The following is an 18,805-nucleotide window of genomic DNA, read 5'->3' on the forward strand; positions in this document are numbered from 1 at the left end:
TCCATTCGACCTCCAGCCAGTGCAGAAAGCTCGCCAGGCTGTCAGGTTCAGTCTTCGCTGCGCCTCTTTCAGGGGAGCCTCTATCACAGTAATGGGGTGACTTCAGCATAGTCTTGCTGACGAGCATCAAGGCGGGCTTTAGACCAATGGGGCTGCACGCCACGAATGGTAAGGTGCGGGGTCAATTATGGGAGGGATCCAATGAAAGGAATTGGGACGCTTGCCCTGGTGGTGGGCATTTGCTGGGCTGTGTTCGCACTGAGCATGGACGTGTCTGTCGCTACTGGATCTGGCGGCAGAGTGAACAATCTGGGCCTTATGGCTGACCGCCAGCTACACACCATCGTTGGCGGGATGATCACCCTCGCCGGCTTGCTTATGGCTCTGCTCGGCGGAAAAGGCTCTGCCCCGTCGGCAACCACTGCATCTGATACCCGCCCCTGCCCCGCCTGCGCGGAAACCATCAAGAATGCCGCCATCAAGTGCAGACACTGCGGGGCTGATGTTGCTGCAGATGTAGGCAGGCCCGACCATCCATTACTGGAAGCCCCGACCATCCCGGCAGCCGTAGCGGCGGGCCCCTACGATCCGAGCCCCCCTAAGAAGTCCAGCATTGAATTCAAATACCTGTGCCTCGCCCTTATCTGCGTAATCATCAGCGCGGCTGTTTACCGCCTAACCAAAGCTGCCCCGGTCGCCATCAACCGGCCTCAGAAAAAAGCCTACGAACCAAAGGCTGATGAACAGGTGATTCTTGGCTCTGGCGCATTCGGCTGCATGTCTTTGTCTGATTTTGAGCGCGCGCAGGATCATTACAATCGGGCTGAGTACTCGGCTTGGGCAGAAATCACTGCTGACAAATACTGTTTTTTCCGGAGGGATGGAGAAGCAGATATTGCATGGACGGTACTGCAGGTGCGCGACGATCTCATGCAGATCGGTATAAAGCGGGCGTCCGAGTACTCGAAGAATCCTGATCTAGGCAAATTCAACTATTGGACCCTCAAGCGATGGGCCTCCCCATCCCCATCGAGATAACACCAGCCAAACTTAATTCAAGCCCGCCTAGCGCGGGCTTTTTTGTACTCAGAGAAAAGCAAGCGGCATCAGGCATTTACCATCAACATCAAAATGTTTACCAAATTATTTACCAATATTTATTGACAGGTAATTTCCAAATGGTAAATTTACCTCAAGCCAACGCAACACCGGCCCAGCAGCGAAAGCCGCGCCGCTCTTTAACAACCCGCGCCATTAACGATTACCCGGCGATTAGCTGGGAGGTCAGCCCCGGCCACACCTGTGGGGCGAGAGAAAGTCAGGTGAACAAAATCGCGCTGCCACTACTGGCGACCGGCGATCCGATAGCCAAGAAGGGCTACCAACGCGCAGAACTGCGACGGCGGACGAGGTGTTGACCGAACTGGCGAATGACCCGGCAGGAGGCGCGACAAAGATGGAAAGCATCACTGAGCAGCCTTCTCGCGAGGGCTGCTTGGGATGACAACCACTCGGAAATTAATTGCATGGCCAAGTCATTCAAACAAATGATCAAGGATGGCGATCTGAAGCGCGCCGATGCGATGAAGGCGCGCTTGGAAGATCTCCATGAGGAACCTGGCTTCAACCTTCGCGCTGAAGGCGACGAGCTGGAAGAGAGCATCGATGCGCTGGCGGAGTTCATCTTCGCCGGTGGCCAGATCCCGGCACTGGAAGTTCGACCTCGCGCTGATGGCGGTATGTGGGTTGTCGACGGCCACCGTCGCCGTCGCGCCTACCTGAAACTGGATCAGGCCGGCCGGTTACCAAGAGTACCGAGCAAGGACGATCCTGAGCGTCTGGAATCATGGATTCCCATTGTCCCTTTCGAGGGCAACGATGCAGAGCGTGTGGCTCGTGTCATCACCAGCCAGGAGGGAAAGAAGCTCTCGCCTCTAGAGCTGGCCGACGGCTACAAACGACTTACCGCATTTGGATGGGCGCCAGACCAGATTGCCAAGAAGATCGGCAAGACCCGGCAACACGTTGAGCAGGTGATGACCTTGGGCAACGCCAATACAGATGTTCAGCAGTTGGTTGCGTCAGGCCAGGTATCTGCGACAACGGCTGTCCAGGTTGTGCGTCAGCACGGCGAGGATGCGGGCAAGGTACTGGGCGGCGAGCTGCAAAAGGCGAAGGCCACTGGCAAATCAAAAGTGACCGCGGGATCTATGCGCGGACCTACGACGCCTCGTCAGCAGCTCGAAGCAGTACGCACTGCAGCGCAAGAACTGGTGAAAGCGCTTCCGGATGGATGCCTGGAGGGTTCAGGGCACACGCTCAGCCTGCCAACCGCGTTAGTGCTGGAGCTCCAGCGAGCAATCGCAGCTGCTGCTCGGGTCGCATAGCAATTCAATTGCGCGCCGACCCTGCACGCTTCACGACAGCCTGTCGTTAACTGCCCGAGCACCTGCGTGCGAAGCGCAGGCTGTATCGGGGCGGGTCTGAACACACAGGTTGATGCAACAACACGGGGTGGCGGGCTACTGCATCCCTTGGAAGAACTGTAGGGAAATTCAACTCGGAGTGATGATCTTATTTTGGGGCGTAAGGACCGCACAGTTCCTTCTGAAGGACCTGAAAGGGTGGAGCGCTTAGGGTGTTTACCATCGCTGCCACTTCAGCTTTATAAGCAGGGTCTGATTGCACTTTTCTAACTTCAGGCTTTATTGATTCCATTGATGGTTCGTTGGCGAAGGCATTCTCGATGCTTGCGTTCATACCCGGGTTTGCTTTATCGCAAACTTGTTCCATTGCAATGGCAGTGAGAGCGGTTTGATGCAGTTCTTCACTCTCATTTGCGAAAGAACTCGCCGCGAAGCAAATGCTTGCCAAGCATAGCGACAGCCTACAAATCCTTACTACTGACATTCAAAGCTCCTTATTTATAGATGCTGAGGCCAGCACGCCCCTAGTCAAAGCCCTATCAGCTTAACACCTGCCCCGCTCCGCCTCTATTGCGTCAGCACTCCTCACCCGCGCCCATCGGCAACTAGCGGGAGGCATGAGTGTTGACGAATACAGGTGAACCAGCGAATGGAGAGAGTCATGACGACGATTTATTTGGTTTGGAATGAATCAGGCAGCGAGTGCGTGGGCTTCGATGATCGTGCTGATGCCGATTATGCGGCCACGGGTTTTGCATCGGGAAATGGCGGCGGCGTTTCAACTCTTGCCGAGGCATTCCGCGAGAACTACGCGAACGATGATCCAGACGCAGAGTTTGAAATTACCGAAATCGAAGCCTAACCCCAAACACTGGAGGTCGCCATGCACAGCTGTACCGATACCCAAGCAGTTTGCCGAGGTTGCGGCCTCAAGTTGCGCGGATCGCCTTCCTGGAAGGCGGGCATCGCCTACCACCCTGAGCCCAAAGGCCAAGTCCACCGCTGCCACTATGGCGGCTGGGTCTGCTCACGGCGCTGTGACATCCGTGCCTGTGTCGAACTGGAGGGAACGATGCCTGGTTGCGGCTCGGTGGACGGATACAGACGCCTGTCGCCTTACGCAAAAGAGAGTATTGAGCGCCACTGGCCGGAGGCAGCATGAACGCAGCGTTGAAGATATGCCAAGAGCGTTACGACGCTCAGTTGCCTCCAGTGGTGAGCGAGGCCAGCGCCGAACAGGAGTGGCTTGAGCACTCGGCCGAGCAGCTCGTGTGCGGCATGGACATCAAGTGGAAGCGCCGCTACGGCCAGCAACAGGCGGTGACCTATGACCAGCTCTGCACCTACCTGCAAGGCATCCTGAACCAGCGCCAGATCGACGGCTTGGACGAGCGCGACTCGTTTGCTCGCCTGTTTCTGTCGGCGATCCTCGGCAGCCAGAGTAACTGCCACAGCGATGCGGCCGATCTGATCGGTCATCAGCGCCCAATTGAGGCTGCCGAGAAGATCGCCATGGAGTTGCTTAAGCCGTACGCCGCCGATGCGGTGGCAGCTGAGCGCGAAGAGCAGGAAGACGATGTGGATGCTGATCTATGAGCCCTCACATCCTCATTGACCAGGCGTTGGAAGGTGCTGCCGACCCAAGCAGCCAGGCAGACATCGACGTCCTGGTGCAAAGCCTAATCACGCGCCTCTACACCGACGGCGCGATCACCACCGACGAATTCAACCACTACTGCAAGCGCCTGATGGAAGCCTGTCAGCGGCGCAAGGAGGCAGCATGACCACTTCTCCAGTCAAATCGCTCATCGACGAGCAGTTGGAAGACATCACCGCTCACAACTTGCGCGAGGCCTACAGCCTGGCCGAGCGCCGGGGTTTCTTTGGTCCACCGGTTGAGCAGTACGCGGAACCTGGTTACCGCGGGCGCGTGCTGCAGGTCCTGCGCTATCGGGTTGCCCAGTTGGAGCAGCGACAATGAGTGGGGCCGGCGCGCACAAGCGTGGACAGCATCTGGCGATCCGTTGCGCCAAGCTGCGCCGGGAAGGTCTATCGCTTTCCGAGGTGGCCCAGGCCACTGGCATCAAGAAAGAGCAAGCCAACGCCAAGATCATCCTGGGCGAAAGGCTGCTGTCGCTGGAAGAGTCGTGATCGCCCTTCTCTACTGGCGCAGCTCCTTCTCAGCGCTCGCCCTCTGCACCTTCGCAATGCTGATCAGCACCCTCGCCGATCACCTCGCTCAATAACCCACTTCCTTCAAAGCTGCGCACCTGCGCGGCGGGAGACAGTCATGCCTGCACCAAACCTCGCTCTTTGGGACGAAGTCGAAAGGACTGACCCAAAGTTCACTAAAGAGTACACCGGCCCCGGTGGTTTCACGGGTACCGCAGTGAATGCCCAGTACCTGGCCAAACGCGCCACGGAGCAGTTCGGCCCGTGCGGTACCGGCTGGGGTTATGAAGTGATCGAGGAGCGCTTCGACATCGGCGGCCCGCTGCTGAACAAGGAAGGCGCGCTATTAGCCCACGCCCAGGTGCACACCCTCAAGGTGGCTCTGTGGTACCTGGGCGGCGACGGTGAGCGCAAGACGATCACACACTACGGGCACACCCCATTCATCACGCAAAACCGGTTTGGCATCAGCACCGATTTCGACGCGCCGAAGAAGTCCCTCACCGATGCGATAGGCAAGTGCCTGAGTCAGCTTGGCTTCTCCGCTGACGTTCGCCTGGGGCTCTACGACGACATTCACTACGTCAACGAACGCCTCGGAGAGGCCGAGATTGAGCGAGCCGAAGACAAGATCGAAGCGAAAGAGCGCCTGGCCGCCGAGTACCGGGAATGGCTGACTGAAACCCTCCATCTGATCGGTACTGCGCAGTCGCTCAACGAGCTGCAGCAGATCTACAAGTCTGCCATGCGCAAGCTGGACCTTCGAAAGAACGATCCAGAACGCGAGGCCCATAAGCTCAAATTCACCCGTGCCAAGGACGCTCGTAAAGCGGACCTTGAAGACTCTTTGGAAGGTGCAGCATGACTGAACTCTACGCATTGACTGGCCTGATGGCCGAACTCGCTGCACTTGCTGACACCGACGATGAAGGGCTGCGCCAGGCCATCCAGGACACTATGGACGGCATCAAGGGTGAGTTCGAAGTGAAGTCCGACAATATCGTCATGCTGCGCCGGAACATCGAAGGCGACATTGACGCAATCGACAAGGAAGTCGACCGCCTGAACGAGCTCAAGCGCATCAAAAAGAACACCGTGGGCCAGATCAGCGACTACCTGCGCCGGAACATGGAAGCGGCAGATATCAAGTCGATCAAGCGCCCGCTGTTCACCATCACTCTTGCCCTATCGCCCGAGCGGGTGATCGTCGACAACGAACAGGCAGTACCTGATGAGTTTGTGTCGTTGAAAAGCGTGATCACTCCAGACAAGAAAACAATCGCCACCCGCCTCAAGGAAATCCGCGATCACAACGAAGCCGTCCGCAAGCGCATGGCTGCTGGAGAGGACGCGGAAGCCGAACTATTGGAAGAGCCCACCTGGGCCCACCTCGAGCGTGGCGAAAGCTCGATCCGGATTAAGTGAGTTCACCATGATCAGTAACAACCTCAGCCTGGTAGAAAACCTTCGGCCAGCATCAGAAGACATCGCCGCCAAGGTTGCCCAGTTCCTCGCAGCGGGCGGCAAGATCGACGAGGCGCCACCGCTTGGCTACAAACCCAAGCCAATCACTCACAGCAACCAAATGCCGCCGGCGCCGAAGCCGTTTGTTCGCCGGCGGGTTGAAGCGGTTCCCCTGCCCCTCGCGCGATCCGATGTTCGGGACCAGGAGCGCCTGCAGCTTGTCGAGCGCGTCCGGGAGCTGGCCGCCAGTCATCCAAAGATCGAGGTCGCAGCGGAACTTGGTATCGACCGGCGGACGGTTTCAAAGATTGGCCAGGAGCAGGGCATCACGTTCAAAGCTCCAACCCGAGGTGGGGCGCGCAATCTGGTGCACAAGGAAGTAGACGAAGCGAAGGACGCCCGACTCGCCGAGCGGATTCGAGCCTTCCTGGAGCTGGGCATTACCCGGCGCCAGTGCTGCGGAAGGCTGGCAATCGGCAACAAGGCCTTTGAACGGATCATCGCCGCCCACGGCATCGACTACCCCAAAGCGCGCCAGGGCACTTCATGCGCCGCATAGCCCGCATCCAGCAACGCAAACGTCAAACCTGGCTTGCACTGCCGGCCAGCGGAATAGAAGAGGTAGGCCATGGCCAAGAGCAGCGCGCAATTGCAGAAGGACAAGCGAGCCAAGGAGAAGGCGCTGCTCGATCGGATCGGCGCAGAGAAACGCTCGCTGATTGTGTCGAAAGCGCTCGCTGATGCGCTTTAGGTGCTGGGCGAGCGTCACGACTTCGAGGAATGGCAGGAGATGGATTCGACCCTCCTGATCAACCTAGCCGCTGCGCCCGCAGAAGTGTCTGCTCGGCTCGCTACCATGTCGCGACCTGAAATTGTCGTGACCGCAAAGTGGTCCCGACAACTTGAAGAATTCGCCAAGACAGCCGTCGATGTTATCCACGGATAGGAAGGAGGTGCCCGTTGTAGCGCAGAACGTTGAGGGCACCTTGGCGAGCAGTATCGACACTACCAGCAGGTACCATCCGAATACGCCCCTTCTCGTTGAATTGACCTTTTTCGATCAAACTCCGGAGTTTTAGCTCGTCTACATTGATGAAGTTTCGATTATTTTCAGTTTCGAGGGTGTAGCTGTAGAGGCCCTTTCCCTCACCTCTCTGCCCTTTGTACGGATGGCAAATAAGACCTGCTTCATTTTTGCCAATTACATCCTCAAGCAAATCAAGCGCCATAAACACCTCCTATTTCGGTTTGCTTGTTTTAGCACACTTAAAACCCCTTTCGACAGCACATCCGGTCATAGAGGGTGGATAGAACTCGCAAAAACCCTAAAAGCTACATTCTATAAAACAACAACTAGAAGCCCAACTATAAACCTCTTGTCATATCACGACAAAATCAAAGTACACTTTACAAAAATTTAGAACGTATTTACCAATCCATGTATTTTCAAAAAATTTTTCAGAGGCAGAGCTGTAGCAGGCGCTTTCAAATTCAACTTACCAACCAGCCTTCTCATAAGGTTATCCGCCTCCTTCTCATCTGCTGGGAGAGTGTAGTTATTAGTAATTGTTTCTTTCCACTTTTTAATAAACACAGGCTCCGCCACTTGCTTTCTCGAAAGCTCCGCGTCGAGCGTCGTAATAAGCCTCAACACGACATCCCCAAAGCCAACAACCCCTCTTAAAGTAACATTATAGATTCCTCCAGCGACGATCACTGGGCCCTCTGGAATTTCCGCCACACCTAAATCGGCAGCCGTAAGAGAAGCGTATAATTTATATGCATTCAACTGATTCGTCCCAGCCACCCCCCCGCCATGAATAAAGCCATTTCTCAGCTCTTTGAAAAACCGATAGCAAGTTATCATATGAGGGAGCGCAGACTGATTATATTTTTTATTCTGCACAAGAACAGTATATATAACAGATTCTAATGGCAAACTATCTGGCATAGTCTGAATCTGCGCCAAAATCGCGGGGTACTCATAGTCTTTCTTTTTTCGTCCTGGTAACAGCCCTGAGAGTTCCTCATTAAGAGACGAATACCAAGCCTCGTATAAGGCGCAGAACTCAGAAAGCATAATTTTTGCAAACTGCTCCTTCTGTTGCTCCCATGTACTTTCAAGACATGACCTTCTCAAATTAACTCCACGAATATCACTCCCAGCGACAAATCTGCCGAGAAGCGCATCATGGCCAATGTCCGGATTTTCTCCGACTAGACCCTTTACTTGCCATCGTAGATTCCACATCGCAGCGGCTGTTGGCCAAATGAAGTCAAATATAGCTGTCATCTGGGCAACAATAGTTTTTGACGAATTAAAAAACAATCTCTGCTGCATTAATTTATTCTCTTTAATCGAACAACAGCCAACGACACAATCAATAACGATTCAATTGAACACTTGCATAAGGCTTCTCTCCCATGCCTAGTCCTCTGGCCATATACCCGAGAACTTTAAACTTCCGTCTGATTGTAATTACTCAACTGCGTGTACGTTAAAGCCACCTAGAGATTCCACAACATCACCCAAACGTTGCATCCTTAGCTCCTACAAATGGCGAACTGCCATCCTCCCTTTTACCCGACTTTTTAAAATCACACTAGCTGCAGAGGATCACGCATGGAAATCACCTACGGCTCGATCTGCTCGGGCATCGAGGCTGCGACTATGGCCTGGCTCCCCCTCGGCATGCACGCTACATGGTACGCAGAGATCGAAGCCTTCCCCAGCGCAGTACTGGCTCACCACTACCCGAATACGCCAAACCTCGGCGACATGACCAACCTCGGAGCCTTAGTTCTGGCCGGCAAGATAGAAGCACCTGATGTGCTGGTCGGCGGAACCCCCTGCCAGGCATTCAGTGTCGCCGGCATGCGCCAAGGTCTTCTAGACCCGCGCGGCGCCCTCACCATCAAATATGTGGAGCTTGCAGATGCAGTTGACTATGTTCGCGCCGGCCAGCGAAAGCCCGCCTGCGTTGTCGTCTGGGAAAACGTCCCCGGTGTCCTCAGTGATAAAGGGAACGCCTTCGGATGTTTTCTTGGCGCGCTTGCTGGGGAAGACTGCGAACTGCAGCCTTCAGGGAAAAAATGGACAGACGCTGGTTGTGTGTATGGATCAAAAAGAACAATCGCGTGGCGGATCCTGGACGCCCAATATTTCGGCCTGGCCCAACGACGCCGCCGTGTGTTCGTTGTCGCAAGTGCTCGAGACGGGTTCGATCCCGCCGAGGTACTTTTTGAGCGCGAAGGCGTGCGCCGGGATACTGCGCCGCGCCGAGGCGAGGGGCAAGACGTTACCGGAACAGCTCCTTTCGGCCCTGCACTCCAGTGCGGATGTGGATACGTCTTCGCTGAATCCTTAGGCCAATACGGCTGCCCGAACTGCGAAGGTGATGAAGGGCCGGCGGTCGATATGTTCGGCGGCATCCCGGCGTTCGGTGGCCATAGCTTGGGCGGATCGATCGAGCGTGCTGCAACGCTCACTGCCAAGGACAGCCGACTCGACATCGAAAGCGAGACATTCTTCATTCACCCCGAGGTCTCCGGGACGCTCACAAGCCACGCGTTCAGTGGAGGCTCAGGCGGCAGGCCTGAGGGCGCAGCGGCAGGACACTTCCTTGTTGCTCCTACGCTCGCCGGCGGCGGACGGAAAAACGGCGGCTACAGCTACGACGATGTGCCATGCGTTGCCGCTACCCTCGACGCGAGCTATGGGCGGCTGCAGGGCTGCTCTGGCCAGGATGCGAACCACGGCCACAGCCACCTAGTGGTGCACGGCACGCAAGACCCCTGCATCAGCGTTGACCAGGCGCACAGCCTGGGAAGAAACAATGGTCAGGAAAACGTAGTTCTCTCTATCACGCTGCGTGGTCGCGAGGGCAGCGGAACAGCTGAGCTGGGCGGTGACGTGCAGAACTGCTTACGAGCATCCGGCGGCGGTGGCGATAAAGCGCATGCACTGATTGATTCAGCCGTTCGCCGACTTACACCAGTCGAATGCGAGCGCCTCCAGGGCATGGCCGACAACTACACGCTGATCCCCTGGCGCAGCAAGCCTGCCAGCGAATGCCCGGACGGTCCACGCTACAAGGCGATCGGCAACAGCAAAGCCGTCACCGTGGTTCGCTGGATCGGGCGGCGCCTTCTAAAACAACTAGATCACTAGCCTCCACCATCCCCAGTTCCACCGCCAAGCAACTGATAGTTATTGATGTCGACAGGAGTTATCCAAGGCTCTTCCTTGTTCTCAACTCGCATCCGCAAATATTGCCTGACACGGCCCACATCAAAGCAGCTTCCATTATCCGACATCATCTTAACCAATAGCTTGGGTATTCCGTAGTGCCCGCACTCCTGGCACTCCATCTCAAAAAAATGCCCGCCAGTAGGGATCTCTTTAGCCGGCCCCGAACAGATTAAGCAAGTCATACCCACCTCCGTTTGGCTGATCGCTGAACTGTAGCTGATCCCTCACCACCCCCACCGCCCGGGCATGCCAAGGGTTTAGGATGCAGATCAGCTAACAGAAGATTTCAAAAGCCAGCAGCGTCGATAATTCCATGCAATTTTTTTTGATTCATCAGTCACTGGCGGATGAAAAAAACTGCCGCGCCCTTCAACTAATATAGCAGCTGCGGACAACGCGTTAATAAGATTGATTAACCGAAGGAAGTTTGCTGCCGATGCGTAACCTTCAAATAATCCATGCGAAATCCCATGCCTATTTAGAAGAGTTTCACGAGTATATAAAGACGTATGTTGATAGAGAGCAGTTTCGATGAATACAACAACATTACCGAGCATTTGAATACGCTCATGAAATCGCTCAAAAAACGCTATATTCATCTGTTCTGGGTACCAACCATAACCGTCTAGTGCGCTATCAACTTCTTGCTGCTTCAGTTTCTTGAAAACCCTGAGTAGGGAGCGAGCATCCACTTTTTCGCCAACTGATAGGCCAATATCATTACCCATCGTCCTAATTATGCCTTCTACACATGGAATTAGGCCGGTGATCGCCACTCCGTATAGCCCTAAAAAATATGCTTTTATTGACTCGCTTATTTGATCGGCATACTTACTCATCGTCCTTTTCTTACGATATACACCTTCAACAAGCGCTGCCAACGACTCACAATCAAACATTCCGATCAAGCCAGCATCTGCGATTTTAAGCTTCTCCTCCATTGAGGGGGCGCAGTGAACTGCGAACGCTAGCTTGCTTAGCATACCCATCTGATAATAGGGCGGAACAACGATGTCTACCGAAAGAAAATCATCTCGCATTCCAGTCAGCCCTGAATGCGTTATCGGAACACTCAAGTTTCTCGGAAAAAAAGCTATAACATCTGGCGTACTGACTCTATATCCCTCGACTTTATGAAAAACGTCTATGGCGGCTTCCTCAACTCGCCAACCATATGCTGCCTGTTTTTCAAGGCATTCTTGAACAGAACGCAAACCTCGCTTTAAAGCCTGCGTTCTGAAACACAGTCGATAAGCCGCAGCAATATCCATGTTGCCCCCTAATAGAGTGTCAGCGTTAGAGCCGACGAAGCGTCATCTAAACAGCAGAAAATGTCATTAAAAATCTAGAAGCGCCATTAACTCTTACCCCTTCAAAGTCAGCCGCTATAGCGGCAAGGACGAAGTCATGCCTGAAGTAAAAGAACGGCCGATCCTGTTCAACGCCCCGATGGTGCGCGCCACCCTGGAAGGCCGGAAGACGGTCACGCGCCGAGCTGTTAATCCGCAGCCGCGACTTACCGACGGCTCGGGCTTTGCCTGGAAAGGCCATCTCTTCGGTTGCGGCTCTGATGACCGCGAAACCTCGCGTAACTTCTCGCAGCATTGCTGCCCCTTCGGCAAACCCGGCGACCGCCTGTGGGTGCGCGAGACCTGGGGCGTCATCAGTCATGACTTCGATGAGCACGGAAACATGATTGATTGGGAGCCTGATCGACCGGCCTCGCCAATCCGCGAAATGCGCTTCGGTCAGGGCTACTACTCAGGGCACGTTATCTACCGCGCCGATGGCGAAGCAGCCTGGGCCGGCGACGATGACGGCGGCGGGGATGATCGCTCCGCCTGGAAGCCAAGCATCCATATGCCCCGTGTCGCCAGCCGCATCCTTCTGGAGATCACCGCCGTGCGCGTCGAGCGGTTGCAGGACATCAGCGAGGACCAGGCCAAGGCCGAGGGCGTTCGGCTCTATACCGATCATGCTGAGCTTGGTGATTGGTGGCACGTAGAAGGGATTGAGACCTACAGCGCCGACCCTCGAAAATCCTTCGAGCTGCTATGGCAATCCACCGGCGGCAACTGGAACGCCAACCCGTGGGTCTGGGTGGTCGAATTCAAGCGGGTTACGCCATGAAGCTCACAGAGAAGCAGCAACTTGTCCTCAATGAGCTGCGCAAGATCGGGCGAAAAAACGCTTACCTCTATCGTGATACCCAGCCGTACCTGCACCAGAAGGACTGCGAGAAGCTGATCCTTGGTGACCAGGCGTGCGTGTTCGGCATGGGCGGCCTGACCTATCAGGTTGCGATCCGCCTCGGCGTATCGGCCCCTTCAGTGCTAAGCACCTTCAAGGCTCTTCAGCGCAAAGGTCTGGTGATTCGAGAGGAGTCGTATCCTGATTATCAGCGCGCACGTTATTGGTGGCCTGTCGGGCTGGCTGAGGACCTTGCCAGAGAACTGTCGCTTGCTCAGGAGGTGACCCCATGATCGCCCTCGCCTACATGCTCTACCTGATCTACACGGGGCCAAGGCCATGACGCAAATGATCGAAGTGAAGACCGCCGATCTAATCGGGCCGGCGCTGGACTGGGCATTGGCGAAAGCTGAAGACATGCGTCAACACACACCGGCCGACTTGAAGTACACCTACTGGTACGCGGGCGAACGCTGCATCGGCACTCACTGGTCACCATCAACCAACTGGAGCCAGGGCGGCCCGCTGATCGCGAGCCATCAAGTCAATCTGCACAGCCCTCAAACCAGCGACGATTGCTGGGCGGCATGGGTGACGATTCGCGGGAAGGACTTTTGCCAAGGCGGATGGCAGCCCCTTGTCGCAGCTTGCCGCGCCATCGTTGCCGCAAAGCTGGGCGATGTAGTCAGTGTGCCTACAGAACTGATCTGAGAAGCCCGCCCAGCCCCGAGAGCAGTCAGCGGGGTGGCCAGGACATAGGCCGGGCGAGCCACCCAACCATCCCACGGCGCAACGCCGGCGGCCATCAACACCATCTGAAACAACCCTCTCAACAATCTGAACAGCCTGCCGGCCGGCGGGCGAGGAATTCGTATGCCAAAAGTTATGCGATCCGTCGCAGATCCTAGCGCGAAATATGGGTTCCGTATGGAGCCCGCGACATACGACCAAGCCGAGAAGGTTGCGGGATTCCGGCTTGATCGACGTCGCAAATACTGGATTACCCAGGACGGCGAGGTCGAGGAAGAAGGCGTCGTAACGTTGGCGTGTAGCGGGTGCAGCTGCGGATGTGAGGGCGGCTGCAGTTGCGGCCCGTCGTCTGGATGTAGCGAGTGCGGCTATACCGGCAAACGACGCTTCTACTTCGGCTATCCCGCGCAGTCGCCAGCACAACGAAAAGAACTCCGGAACCTATAACCACCTTCTGCCGCCCAGCGCGGCGCGGAGCATCACCATGGAAACTGAAATCCTCTCCGACGAGGAGTTGGCAGAGCTCACTGGCTACAAGGCCCGGGCCTACCAACGCCGCTGGCTGGTTGATCGCCAATGGGTATTCATCGAAAGCCGCGGAAAGCGACCACTTGTTGGCCGGATGTACGCCCGCATGAAGCTGGGCATGCTCTCCCCGACCATCATGGATACCAGCCCACCGCCGGCGGCGCCGGCATGGACGCCTGACTTCTCGCGAGTGAACTGATATGCGACCCCGTAAGGCCGAAACACGCAATTTGCCGCCCCGGATGTATCAATGGACGCGGCCACGGAAAAGCGGAAAGGATTGGATTGCCTATTACTACCTGGACCTGACTGGTAAGGCGATTCCCCTGGGTAAAGACCTGGACCTGGCCAGGATCAAATGGGCGGAGCTCGAAGCGAAGGAAAAACCGCTGGACCTACGCACCATGAAGGGCATCTTCGATCGATATATCCGCGATATCGTCTCGAAGAAAGCGGCGCGCACTCAGAAGGACAACCTGGCGGAGATCAAGCAGCTCAGGCCGATGTTCGACAGCGCGCCGATTGACTCGATAACCCCGGCCACGATTGCCGGATACCGTGATGCGCGGACAGCCAAGGTGCGGGCGAACCGCGAGATTGCCACCCTCTCCCACGTCTTCAATATCGCTCGGGAGTGGGGGCTGACGACCAAAGAAAATCCCTGCCAGGGCGTGCGCAAAAATAAGGAAACACCGCGGGACTATTACGCGAATGATGTGGTTTGGGACGCTGTTTACAAGAAGGCAGCTCAAGAGCTGAAAGACGCGATGGACCTGGCGTATCTGACCGGCCAACGGCCAGCGGACGTCCTGGTGATGAGGAAGGATGATGTCGAGGGGAAATACTTGGGCGTGCAGCAGAACAAGACGCACAAGAAGCTGCGTATTCAGATGACTGACGGCGATGAGTTTAACAGCCTGGGGTCGTTGATCGCGAAAATGGCCGAGCGCAATGCTCAGCACATTTGCAGCTATCTGATCGTAAGTGCGCGTGGTAAGCGCATGACCGCGAAGATGCTCCGCGATCGGTGGGACAAGGCTCGGGAAAAGGCCAGGAAAGAGGCAGAAGAGAAAGGCGACACTCAACTCGCCGAGAGGATCGGCAGCTTCCAATTCCGCGACATCCGGCCAAAAGCTGCGTCGGAAATCATCGACGTCGCCGACGCCAGCCTGCTCCTGGGTCACACCAAAGGCGATATCACGGAGCGCGTTTACCGCCGCATCGGCGCCATCGCAAAACCGTCGAAATAGCCAGTAACCCCGTTACAAAACTCAAACCCCACCCCTTGTAGAATGCGGTCTACAGAGGACCGGAAAATCCAAAGTACTGTAACGAAAAACAGCTACAAGCCACGGTTTCACCGGCTTTAAATAGCGGTCTTGAAAACCGTCGACTGTAACAGGTCCATGAGTTCGAATCCCATCGCCTCCGCCATATTTGTATGAAAAAGCCCTGATTATTCAGGGCTTTTTCGTTTCTGGGGTTTGGTGGTGCCGGTCGCACTGGCAAGGTGTTCCATAACTATTATGGAACCCTTCCATAACTCAGACCGTTTTTCCCCCTCCTCGGCGTCCTGCCGACCGTACACATCGGCGATACGCCAGCCTGATACACCCTCAACAAAGTTCGAACTCTGCATTGCCGTGCTCCAAAAATGTAAAAGCCCCGGCAAATGCCGAGGCTCAAATGGGTATAGAGGGCCGGTGCATACCCGGCTTGGCGGTCTGGCTCGTTGGGTCACGTGCCCCAGACTCTCATCGCGCAATCGATCGAGGAGCGCGCGGCTTTGATCCACGCCACTACCGACTTAGCTCAGTTGCCTGAGCGCATCATCTGCATAACGTGCTTGTCTCTCCACGCCTGTCCGCTTGAGCCGACCCCAATAGCAAAGGATGAGCAGCTCAAGCTGCCGGTGTTCTTTCGTAAGGCGTGACTACCAGCAATACCGCGTCCAGGCCCACCCTAGCCGTGTTCACTTCACAAAACACAATGCGCCGCGCAATGCCGGGGGGCGAACTTGAAAACTTCAACAGATAGTTACTTTTCGGGGATGTACCCAGGAGAGTTACACTCTAGATAGTCATGTCCTGCCCAAGTCATTTGAAAGTAATCGGATTGGGAGCACCCTTTTATCTCTTCATCCTTGGTTAATTTTACGAAGCCTGCCGTTTCGAGAATGTGAAGATGATAGTCGGCCACCCTCCGCAGGTCTGAAATGCCGAGACCTGAACTCAAGGCGCTGTTGACGAACTCCTGGCGCAGTTCGTAGCGCTGGATGGCGAACCCGCCAGGCTCTTCAGCCAAGATGTTCAGCAACTGCAACGCGATATCTTTGTTCCTGCGCATTCATATCCCTCTGCAGATAATGCCAAATGGCCACGCCGAGGTTACCGCACTTGCGCATAAACGAAAAAGCCCCGGCGGATGCCAGGGCCTGAATACGTGTGCCCGTCTTTCCGCGCTGCCTGCGAAAGACCTTCCCGGCGTCGCATCGATCTCGCCGGCCCGGTCTCGCGCCACTCCGACAGCATGTGAGGTAAGGGTGCGCGGGCTGCCGGCGTTGATTCCGTACGTCGCACTTTCCGGCTATCGACGTCCAGGCATTCCCGAGGATTGTCCTGGCTACAGGTAAAAACTCAGGCAATAAGAAACCTCGCTCAGGCGGGGTTCACATCAGTTGGTGTAAGGCGGTGAATCGCCCTCAATATAGTATCGAAAGTTGATTAACAATAAGCTCATGGTTGCTGGCCCGCGCTGCCTTTCATCTCGAGGCGCGCCTTGGATTTCCTCTTCAAACTCATGGAAAGCCCATTGCGCCGGGGGCACATTCAGCGCAACAAAATCGCTACGACAGGTATCCGATATTTGAAAGCCTTCTTCACGAATGGCTCTGGCCTGCATGCGATTTATAAGCCCAGTTTGACCGAACTCCAGAACCTCTGCCGCAAGCGATTGCGCTTGGCGAATTGGCTCCCGCAGTTCCTCAGAACTGACCCCGCCTATCCCCGAGAAAGCGACCCGGTTAAGCAAGTAGTTATCGTCATCATTGTTCCACGCCTCGACATCGCACATGACCTCCTGTACTCGCCTGAGTGCATTCAGAAACTCACCGAACCTATTGCTCATAGTCAGAAGGACTCCGTGTCAGATGAGCCTTGACTGTACATGGAGCCCACCCAACAAAAAACCCGGCGCTTGGCCGGGCTTGATCTTTTAGGTGCGTTATTTCCGTCTTGCGTCGCTAGCGACAGAGGGATCAATCTGGCCTGTAATCATCCACCAGAGCATCACAAGGAATATGAACGCAAATACCGCAAGGATGAGACCGAAACAAACCTTGGTCAGCAGCTTTGCTAGCGGCCCTGGCTTGTCCTGCACTTCAACTCAAGAGCATTTTTTGTTTACCTTGAATTTTATCGCAAACAACAAAAACAAATAATACCCAATATATTCGACCATCCGGAGAGACCATTTTTTAATAGGACGTACGCAATGAAGTGTTCTCAACTAAGTCAAATGAGTGCACCCAGTTAAGTCAACAACTAGCCCGGCCCAGCGCCGGGCTTCTTGTATCTGCCCTTCCAGATCTGAGTCCTTAACCATCCCCTTACCTGGATTTCTTTCCTTCAGCAGCACTGCTGTAAGCCGCTGACGAAGCAACGTAGAAGTTCGACCAAGCTAGGCCGCTGAAACCAATGATGCCGGCCACTATGGTTCCGCAATCTTTGAGTGCCAAGTACATTCCCCCGATCCAGCGAGGCGTGTCCGACGCAAGCGCACCATTCAGGCCTAGATAAGCACCTCCCAGGACGACCACCGCGAGGGCCGCAACCGCTAAAACCACAGTCGCGACACCCCACGCTTTCATACCAAACTCGTTAGGGGTCATAGCTTGGTCCTTCAGATTAAAACCGCAGTAAAGCTATAGCATCGAGCCCGACACTCCGCATCCAAATCAGGGCACTTTTCGCCTCTGCAACTCCTTGCCTTGACCACCCAGGCTCCTGATCTACACTCCTCCGGACCGGCAGTAGGCTCGTATCGGTGTTTTCCCAAGCAACCCGAGTTCACAGTAAATCGGAGTAGAGGTGCTCGGAAAACCATTCAGGAAATGGATTCCGGAAACCATTCAATAGACGGGGCGAAATCCGAAAAGCCAGACGAGTAGGAATTTAAATATGGAGATTTAATTCATGACTGCTCAAGAACATCTTGTTGGTGGATGGACCGCTTACCACAAACTGACCCCAAAGGATCAGGAAGTCTTTAAAGAGGCCTTGGCCGGGTTCGTAGGTGTTAACTACACGCCCGAACTGGTTTCGACCCAGGTGGTCAATGGCACCAACTATCGCTATCAGACGAAAGCAACGCTGCCTGGCTCGTCCAGCAGCTGGCAGGCGATAGTTGAGATCTACGCGCCAATTAACGGCAAGCCGCACATCACTCAGATCCACCGCATCTAAGTACGCCCCAAGCCCTTCGGGTCCGCAGCAGTTGCGAGACCCGAAGACTATCCCCCCTCTTCCACCCCCTGTCCTTCTGCTCGTCAACACTTCCCCAGGCCTACAGGTTCGGCCAGTGGAAGCTATAAGATCCCTGAGGTAAAGTGCGCGCCCAGCCAGAGCGGCTCCCCTGCCCCTGGCGCGATCCGATGTTCGGGACCAAGAGCGCCTGCAGCTTGTCGAGCGCGTCCGGGAGCTGGCCGCCAGTCATCCAAAGATCGAGGTCGCAGCCGAACTTGGTATCGACCGGCGGACGGTTTCAAAGATTGGCCAGGAGCACAGCATCACGTTCAAAGCTCCAACCCGAGGTGGGGCGCGCAATCTGGTGCACAAGGAAGTAGACGAAGCAACGGATGCTCGACTCGCCGAGCGGATTCGAGCCTTCCTGGAGCTGGGCATTACCCGGCGCCAGTGCTGCGGAAGGCTGGCGATCGGCAACAAGGCCTTTGAACGGATCATCGCCGCCCACGGCATCGACTACCCCAAAGCGCGCCAGGGCAATTCATGCGCCGGATAGCCCG

At 55.6% G+C, this 18,805-nt stretch carries 26 protein-coding genes; 20 read left to right on the forward strand and 6 right to left on the reverse strand.

Annotated features, from left to right (window positions below; all coding sequences use genetic code 11):
* Window positions 1-201 precede the first annotated feature (201 nt).
* The 12 genes from ACOZJV_RS29870 (at window position 202) to ACOZJV_RS29925 (ending at window position 6,813) form a co-directional block, all read left to right on the forward strand.
* Window positions 202-1,038 (forward strand): hypothetical protein, encoded by an 837-nt coding sequence (locus tag ACOZJV_RS29870; RefSeq protein ID WP_421549146.1) that lies wholly within the window; start codon window positions 202-204, stop codon window positions 1,036-1,038.
* Complete coding sequence (locus ACOZJV_RS29875; RefSeq protein WP_421549147.1) at window positions 1,011-1,418, forward strand: hypothetical protein; 408 nt, start codon at window positions 1,011-1,013, stop codon at window positions 1,416-1,418. Before ACOZJV_RS29870 ends, ACOZJV_RS29875 begins: the two co-directional genes overlap by 28 nt.
* A gap of 108 nt (window positions 1,419-1,526) precedes the next feature.
* Window positions 1,527-2,387, forward strand: coding sequence for a ParB/RepB/Spo0J family partition protein (locus tag ACOZJV_RS29880; RefSeq protein ID WP_421549148.1), 861 nt, complete (start codon window positions 1,527-1,529; stop codon window positions 2,385-2,387).
* A 700-nt stretch (window positions 2,388-3,087) separates the two neighbouring features.
* Window positions 3,088-3,288, forward strand: coding sequence for a hypothetical protein (locus ACOZJV_RS29885; protein WP_421549149.1), 201 nt, complete (start codon window positions 3,088-3,090; stop codon window positions 3,286-3,288).
* A gap of 296 nt (window positions 3,289-3,584) precedes the next feature.
* A complete protein-coding gene (locus ACOZJV_RS29890; protein ID WP_421549150.1) occupies window positions 3,585-4,022 on the forward strand; it encodes a hypothetical protein in 438 nt (145 codons plus the stop codon).
* Window positions 4,019-4,210 carry a hypothetical protein gene (locus ACOZJV_RS29895; RefSeq protein ID WP_201131125.1) on the forward strand — a complete coding sequence of 64 codons (192 nt, stop codon included), beginning with the start codon at window positions 4,019-4,021 and terminating at the stop codon, window positions 4,208-4,210. The genes ACOZJV_RS29890 and ACOZJV_RS29895 overlap by 4 nt, the downstream gene beginning before the upstream one ends.
* Window positions 4,207-4,407, forward strand: coding sequence for a hypothetical protein (locus ACOZJV_RS29900; protein WP_201131126.1), 201 nt, complete (start codon window positions 4,207-4,209; stop codon window positions 4,405-4,407). Before ACOZJV_RS29895 ends, ACOZJV_RS29900 begins: the two co-directional genes overlap by 4 nt.
* Window positions 4,404-4,577, forward strand: a complete 174-nt coding sequence (locus tag ACOZJV_RS29905) for a hypothetical protein (protein ID WP_201131127.1) — start codon at window positions 4,404-4,406, stop codon at window positions 4,575-4,577. Before ACOZJV_RS29900 ends, ACOZJV_RS29905 begins: the two co-directional genes overlap by 4 nt.
* A 139-nt stretch (window positions 4,578-4,716) precedes the next feature.
* Window positions 4,717-5,463: a hypothetical protein gene (locus tag ACOZJV_RS29910; RefSeq protein ID WP_421549151.1), complete on the forward strand. Its 747-nt coding sequence runs from the start codon at window positions 4,717-4,719 to the stop codon at window positions 5,461-5,463.
* Window positions 5,460-6,023, forward strand: coding sequence for a siphovirus Gp157 family protein (locus ACOZJV_RS29915; RefSeq protein ID WP_421549152.1), 564 nt, complete (start codon window positions 5,460-5,462; stop codon window positions 6,021-6,023). The genes ACOZJV_RS29910 and ACOZJV_RS29915 overlap by 4 nt, the downstream gene beginning before the upstream one ends.
* A 7-nt stretch (window positions 6,024-6,030) precedes the next feature.
* Window positions 6,031-6,621, forward strand: coding sequence for a hypothetical protein (locus ACOZJV_RS29920; protein WP_421549153.1), 591 nt, complete (start codon window positions 6,031-6,033; stop codon window positions 6,619-6,621).
* A 69-nt stretch (window positions 6,622-6,690) separates the two neighbouring features.
* On the forward strand, window positions 6,691-6,813 hold the full coding sequence (locus ACOZJV_RS29925) for a hypothetical protein (RefSeq protein WP_421549154.1): 123 nt from the start codon (window positions 6,691-6,693) through the stop codon (window positions 6,811-6,813).
* 181 nt (window positions 6,814-6,994) lie between these two features.
* Here ACOZJV_RS29925 and ACOZJV_RS29930 read toward each other — a convergent pair whose 3' ends face one another.
* Window positions 6,995-7,291 (reverse strand): hypothetical protein, encoded by a 297-nt coding sequence (locus ACOZJV_RS29930; RefSeq protein ID WP_421549155.1) that lies wholly within the window; start codon window positions 7,289-7,291, stop codon window positions 6,995-6,997.
* 188 nt (window positions 7,292-7,479) lie between these two features.
* A complete protein-coding gene (locus tag ACOZJV_RS29935; RefSeq protein ID WP_421549156.1) occupies window positions 7,480-8,403 on the reverse strand; it encodes a hypothetical protein in 924 nt (307 codons plus the stop codon).
* Window positions 8,404-8,685: 282 nt separating this feature from the next.
* On the opposite strand from ACOZJV_RS29935, the gene ACOZJV_RS29940 reads away from it, so the two are divergent.
* A complete protein-coding gene (locus ACOZJV_RS29940) occupies window positions 8,686-10,233 on the forward strand; it encodes a DNA cytosine methyltransferase (RefSeq protein WP_421549157.1) in 1,548 nt (515 codons plus the stop codon).
* Between the two features lie 350 nt (window positions 10,234-10,583).
* Here the strand turns inward: ACOZJV_RS29940 and ACOZJV_RS29945 are convergent, their stop codons facing one another.
* Window positions 10,584-11,585: a hypothetical protein gene (locus tag ACOZJV_RS29945; protein ID WP_421549158.1), complete on the reverse strand. Its 1,002-nt coding sequence runs from the start codon at window positions 11,583-11,585 to the stop codon at window positions 10,584-10,586.
* A gap of 136 nt (window positions 11,586-11,721) precedes the next feature.
* On the opposite strand from ACOZJV_RS29945, the gene ACOZJV_RS29950 reads away from it, so the two are divergent.
* The 5 genes from ACOZJV_RS29950 (at window position 11,722) to ACOZJV_RS29970 (ending at window position 15,032) form a co-directional block, all read left to right on the forward strand.
* Window positions 11,722-12,444 (forward strand): hypothetical protein, encoded by a 723-nt coding sequence (locus tag ACOZJV_RS29950; RefSeq protein ID WP_421549159.1) that lies wholly within the window; start codon window positions 11,722-11,724, stop codon window positions 12,442-12,444.
* Window positions 12,441-12,797: a hypothetical protein gene (locus ACOZJV_RS29955; RefSeq protein WP_421549160.1), complete on the forward strand. Its 357-nt coding sequence runs from the start codon at window positions 12,441-12,443 to the stop codon at window positions 12,795-12,797. The genes ACOZJV_RS29950 and ACOZJV_RS29955 overlap by 4 nt, the downstream gene beginning before the upstream one ends.
* Window positions 12,798-12,843: 46 nt before the next feature.
* Window positions 12,844-13,215: a phage protein NinX family protein gene (locus ACOZJV_RS29960; protein WP_421549161.1), complete on the forward strand. Its 372-nt coding sequence runs from the start codon at window positions 12,844-12,846 to the stop codon at window positions 13,213-13,215.
* A gap of 523 nt (window positions 13,216-13,738) precedes the next feature.
* A complete protein-coding gene (locus ACOZJV_RS29965; protein ID WP_421549162.1) occupies window positions 13,739-13,981 on the forward strand; it encodes a DUF4224 domain-containing protein in 243 nt (80 codons plus the stop codon).
* Window position 13,982: 1 nt separating this feature from the next.
* On the forward strand, window positions 13,983-15,032 hold the full coding sequence (locus ACOZJV_RS29970; protein ID WP_421549163.1) for a tyrosine-type recombinase/integrase: 1,050 nt from the start codon (window positions 13,983-13,985) through the stop codon (window positions 15,030-15,032).
* Window positions 15,033-15,819: 787 nt separating this feature from the next.
* Here ACOZJV_RS29970 and ACOZJV_RS29975 read toward each other — a convergent pair.
* The 3 genes from ACOZJV_RS29975 to ACOZJV_RS29985 form a co-directional block, all read right to left on the reverse strand.
* Window positions 15,820-16,128 (reverse strand): DUF2513 domain-containing protein, encoded by a 309-nt coding sequence (locus ACOZJV_RS29975; protein WP_201131528.1) that lies wholly within the window; start codon window positions 16,126-16,128, stop codon window positions 15,820-15,822.
* 327 nt (window positions 16,129-16,455) lie between these two features.
* Window positions 16,456-16,908 (reverse strand): hypothetical protein, encoded by a 453-nt coding sequence (locus ACOZJV_RS29980; protein ID WP_421549164.1) that lies wholly within the window; start codon window positions 16,906-16,908, stop codon window positions 16,456-16,458.
* Between the two features lie 481 nt (window positions 16,909-17,389).
* The gene (locus tag ACOZJV_RS29985; protein ID WP_201131530.1) at window positions 17,390-17,671 is read right to left on the reverse strand and encodes a hypothetical protein; all 282 of its coding nucleotides are present in this window, start codon (window positions 17,669-17,671) and stop codon (window positions 17,390-17,392) included.
* Between the two features lie 304 nt (window positions 17,672-17,975).
* Here ACOZJV_RS29985 and ACOZJV_RS29990 point away from each other — a divergent pair, with 304 nt between their 5' ends.
* Together ACOZJV_RS29990 and ACOZJV_RS29995 are read left to right on the forward strand one after the other, a co-directional pair.
* Entirely contained in the window at window positions 17,976-18,245 is a 270-nt protein-coding gene (locus ACOZJV_RS29990; protein ID WP_016963335.1) for a hypothetical protein, read from the forward strand.
* A gap of 364 nt (window positions 18,246-18,609) precedes the next feature.
* Entirely contained in the window at window positions 18,610-18,801 is a 192-nt protein-coding gene (locus tag ACOZJV_RS29995) for a hypothetical protein (RefSeq protein WP_421549165.1), read from the forward strand.
* The last annotated feature ends 4 nt before the right edge of the window (window positions 18,802-18,805 follow it).

This window comes from Pseudomonas sp. QD4, assembly GCF_049199125.1.
GTDB lineage: Bacteria > Pseudomonadota > Gammaproteobacteria > Pseudomonadales > Pseudomonadaceae > Aquipseudomonas.

Coding starts and splice junctions, on each gene's coding strand:
- ACOZJV_RS29870 (WP_421549146.1), top strand. CDS start 202: ATGAAAGGAATTGGGACGCTTGCCCTGGTGGTGGGCATTTGCTGGGCT.
- ACOZJV_RS29875 (WP_421549147.1), top strand. CDS start 1,011: ATGGGCCTCCCCATCCCCATCGAGATAACACCAGCCAAACTTAATTCA.
- ACOZJV_RS29880 (WP_421549148.1), top strand. CDS start 1,527: ATGGCCAAGTCATTCAAACAAATGATCAAGGATGGCGATCTGAAGCGC.
- ACOZJV_RS29885 (WP_421549149.1), top strand. CDS start 3,088: ATGACGACGATTTATTTGGTTTGGAATGAATCAGGCAGCGAGTGCGTG.
- ACOZJV_RS29890 (WP_421549150.1), top strand. CDS start 3,585: ATGAACGCAGCGTTGAAGATATGCCAAGAGCGTTACGACGCTCAGTTG.
- ACOZJV_RS29895 (WP_201131125.1), top strand. CDS start 4,019: ATGAGCCCTCACATCCTCATTGACCAGGCGTTGGAAGGTGCTGCCGAC.
- ACOZJV_RS29900 (WP_201131126.1), top strand. CDS start 4,207: ATGACCACTTCTCCAGTCAAATCGCTCATCGACGAGCAGTTGGAAGAC.
- ACOZJV_RS29905 (WP_201131127.1), top strand. CDS start 4,404: ATGAGTGGGGCCGGCGCGCACAAGCGTGGACAGCATCTGGCGATCCGT.
- ACOZJV_RS29910 (WP_421549151.1), top strand. CDS start 4,717: ATGCCTGCACCAAACCTCGCTCTTTGGGACGAAGTCGAAAGGACTGAC.
- ACOZJV_RS29915 (WP_421549152.1), top strand. CDS start 5,460: ATGACTGAACTCTACGCATTGACTGGCCTGATGGCCGAACTCGCTGCA.
- ACOZJV_RS29920 (WP_421549153.1), top strand. CDS start 6,031: ATGATCAGTAACAACCTCAGCCTGGTAGAAAACCTTCGGCCAGCATCA.
- ACOZJV_RS29925 (WP_421549154.1), top strand. CDS start 6,691: ATGGCCAAGAGCAGCGCGCAATTGCAGAAGGACAAGCGAGCCAAGGAG.
- ACOZJV_RS29930 (WP_421549155.1), bottom strand. CDS start 7,291: ATGGCGCTTGATTTGCTTGAGGATGTAATTGGCAAAAATGAAGCAGGT.
- ACOZJV_RS29935 (WP_421549156.1), bottom strand. CDS start 8,403: ATGCAGCAGAGATTGTTTTTTAATTCGTCAAAAACTATTGTTGCCCAG.
- ACOZJV_RS29940 (WP_421549157.1), top strand. CDS start 8,686: ATGGAAATCACCTACGGCTCGATCTGCTCGGGCATCGAGGCTGCGACT.
- ACOZJV_RS29945 (WP_421549158.1), bottom strand. CDS start 11,585: ATGGATATTGCTGCGGCTTATCGACTGTGTTTCAGAACGCAGGCTTTA.
- ACOZJV_RS29950 (WP_421549159.1), top strand. CDS start 11,722: ATGCCTGAAGTAAAAGAACGGCCGATCCTGTTCAACGCCCCGATGGTG.
- ACOZJV_RS29955 (WP_421549160.1), top strand. CDS start 12,441: ATGAAGCTCACAGAGAAGCAGCAACTTGTCCTCAATGAGCTGCGCAAG.
- ACOZJV_RS29960 (WP_421549161.1), top strand. CDS start 12,844: ATGACGCAAATGATCGAAGTGAAGACCGCCGATCTAATCGGGCCGGCG.
- ACOZJV_RS29965 (WP_421549162.1), top strand. CDS start 13,739: ATGGAAACTGAAATCCTCTCCGACGAGGAGTTGGCAGAGCTCACTGGC.
- ACOZJV_RS29970 (WP_421549163.1), top strand. CDS start 13,983: ATGCGACCCCGTAAGGCCGAAACACGCAATTTGCCGCCCCGGATGTAT.
- ACOZJV_RS29975 (WP_201131528.1), bottom strand. CDS start 16,128: ATGCGCAGGAACAAAGATATCGCGTTGCAGTTGCTGAACATCTTGGCT.
- ACOZJV_RS29980 (WP_421549164.1), bottom strand. CDS start 16,908: ATGAGCAATAGGTTCGGTGAGTTTCTGAATGCACTCAGGCGAGTACAG.
- ACOZJV_RS29985 (WP_201131530.1), bottom strand. CDS start 17,671: ATGACCCCTAACGAGTTTGGTATGAAAGCGTGGGGTGTCGCGACTGTG.
- ACOZJV_RS29990 (WP_016963335.1), top strand. CDS start 17,976: ATGACTGCTCAAGAACATCTTGTTGGTGGATGGACCGCTTACCACAAA.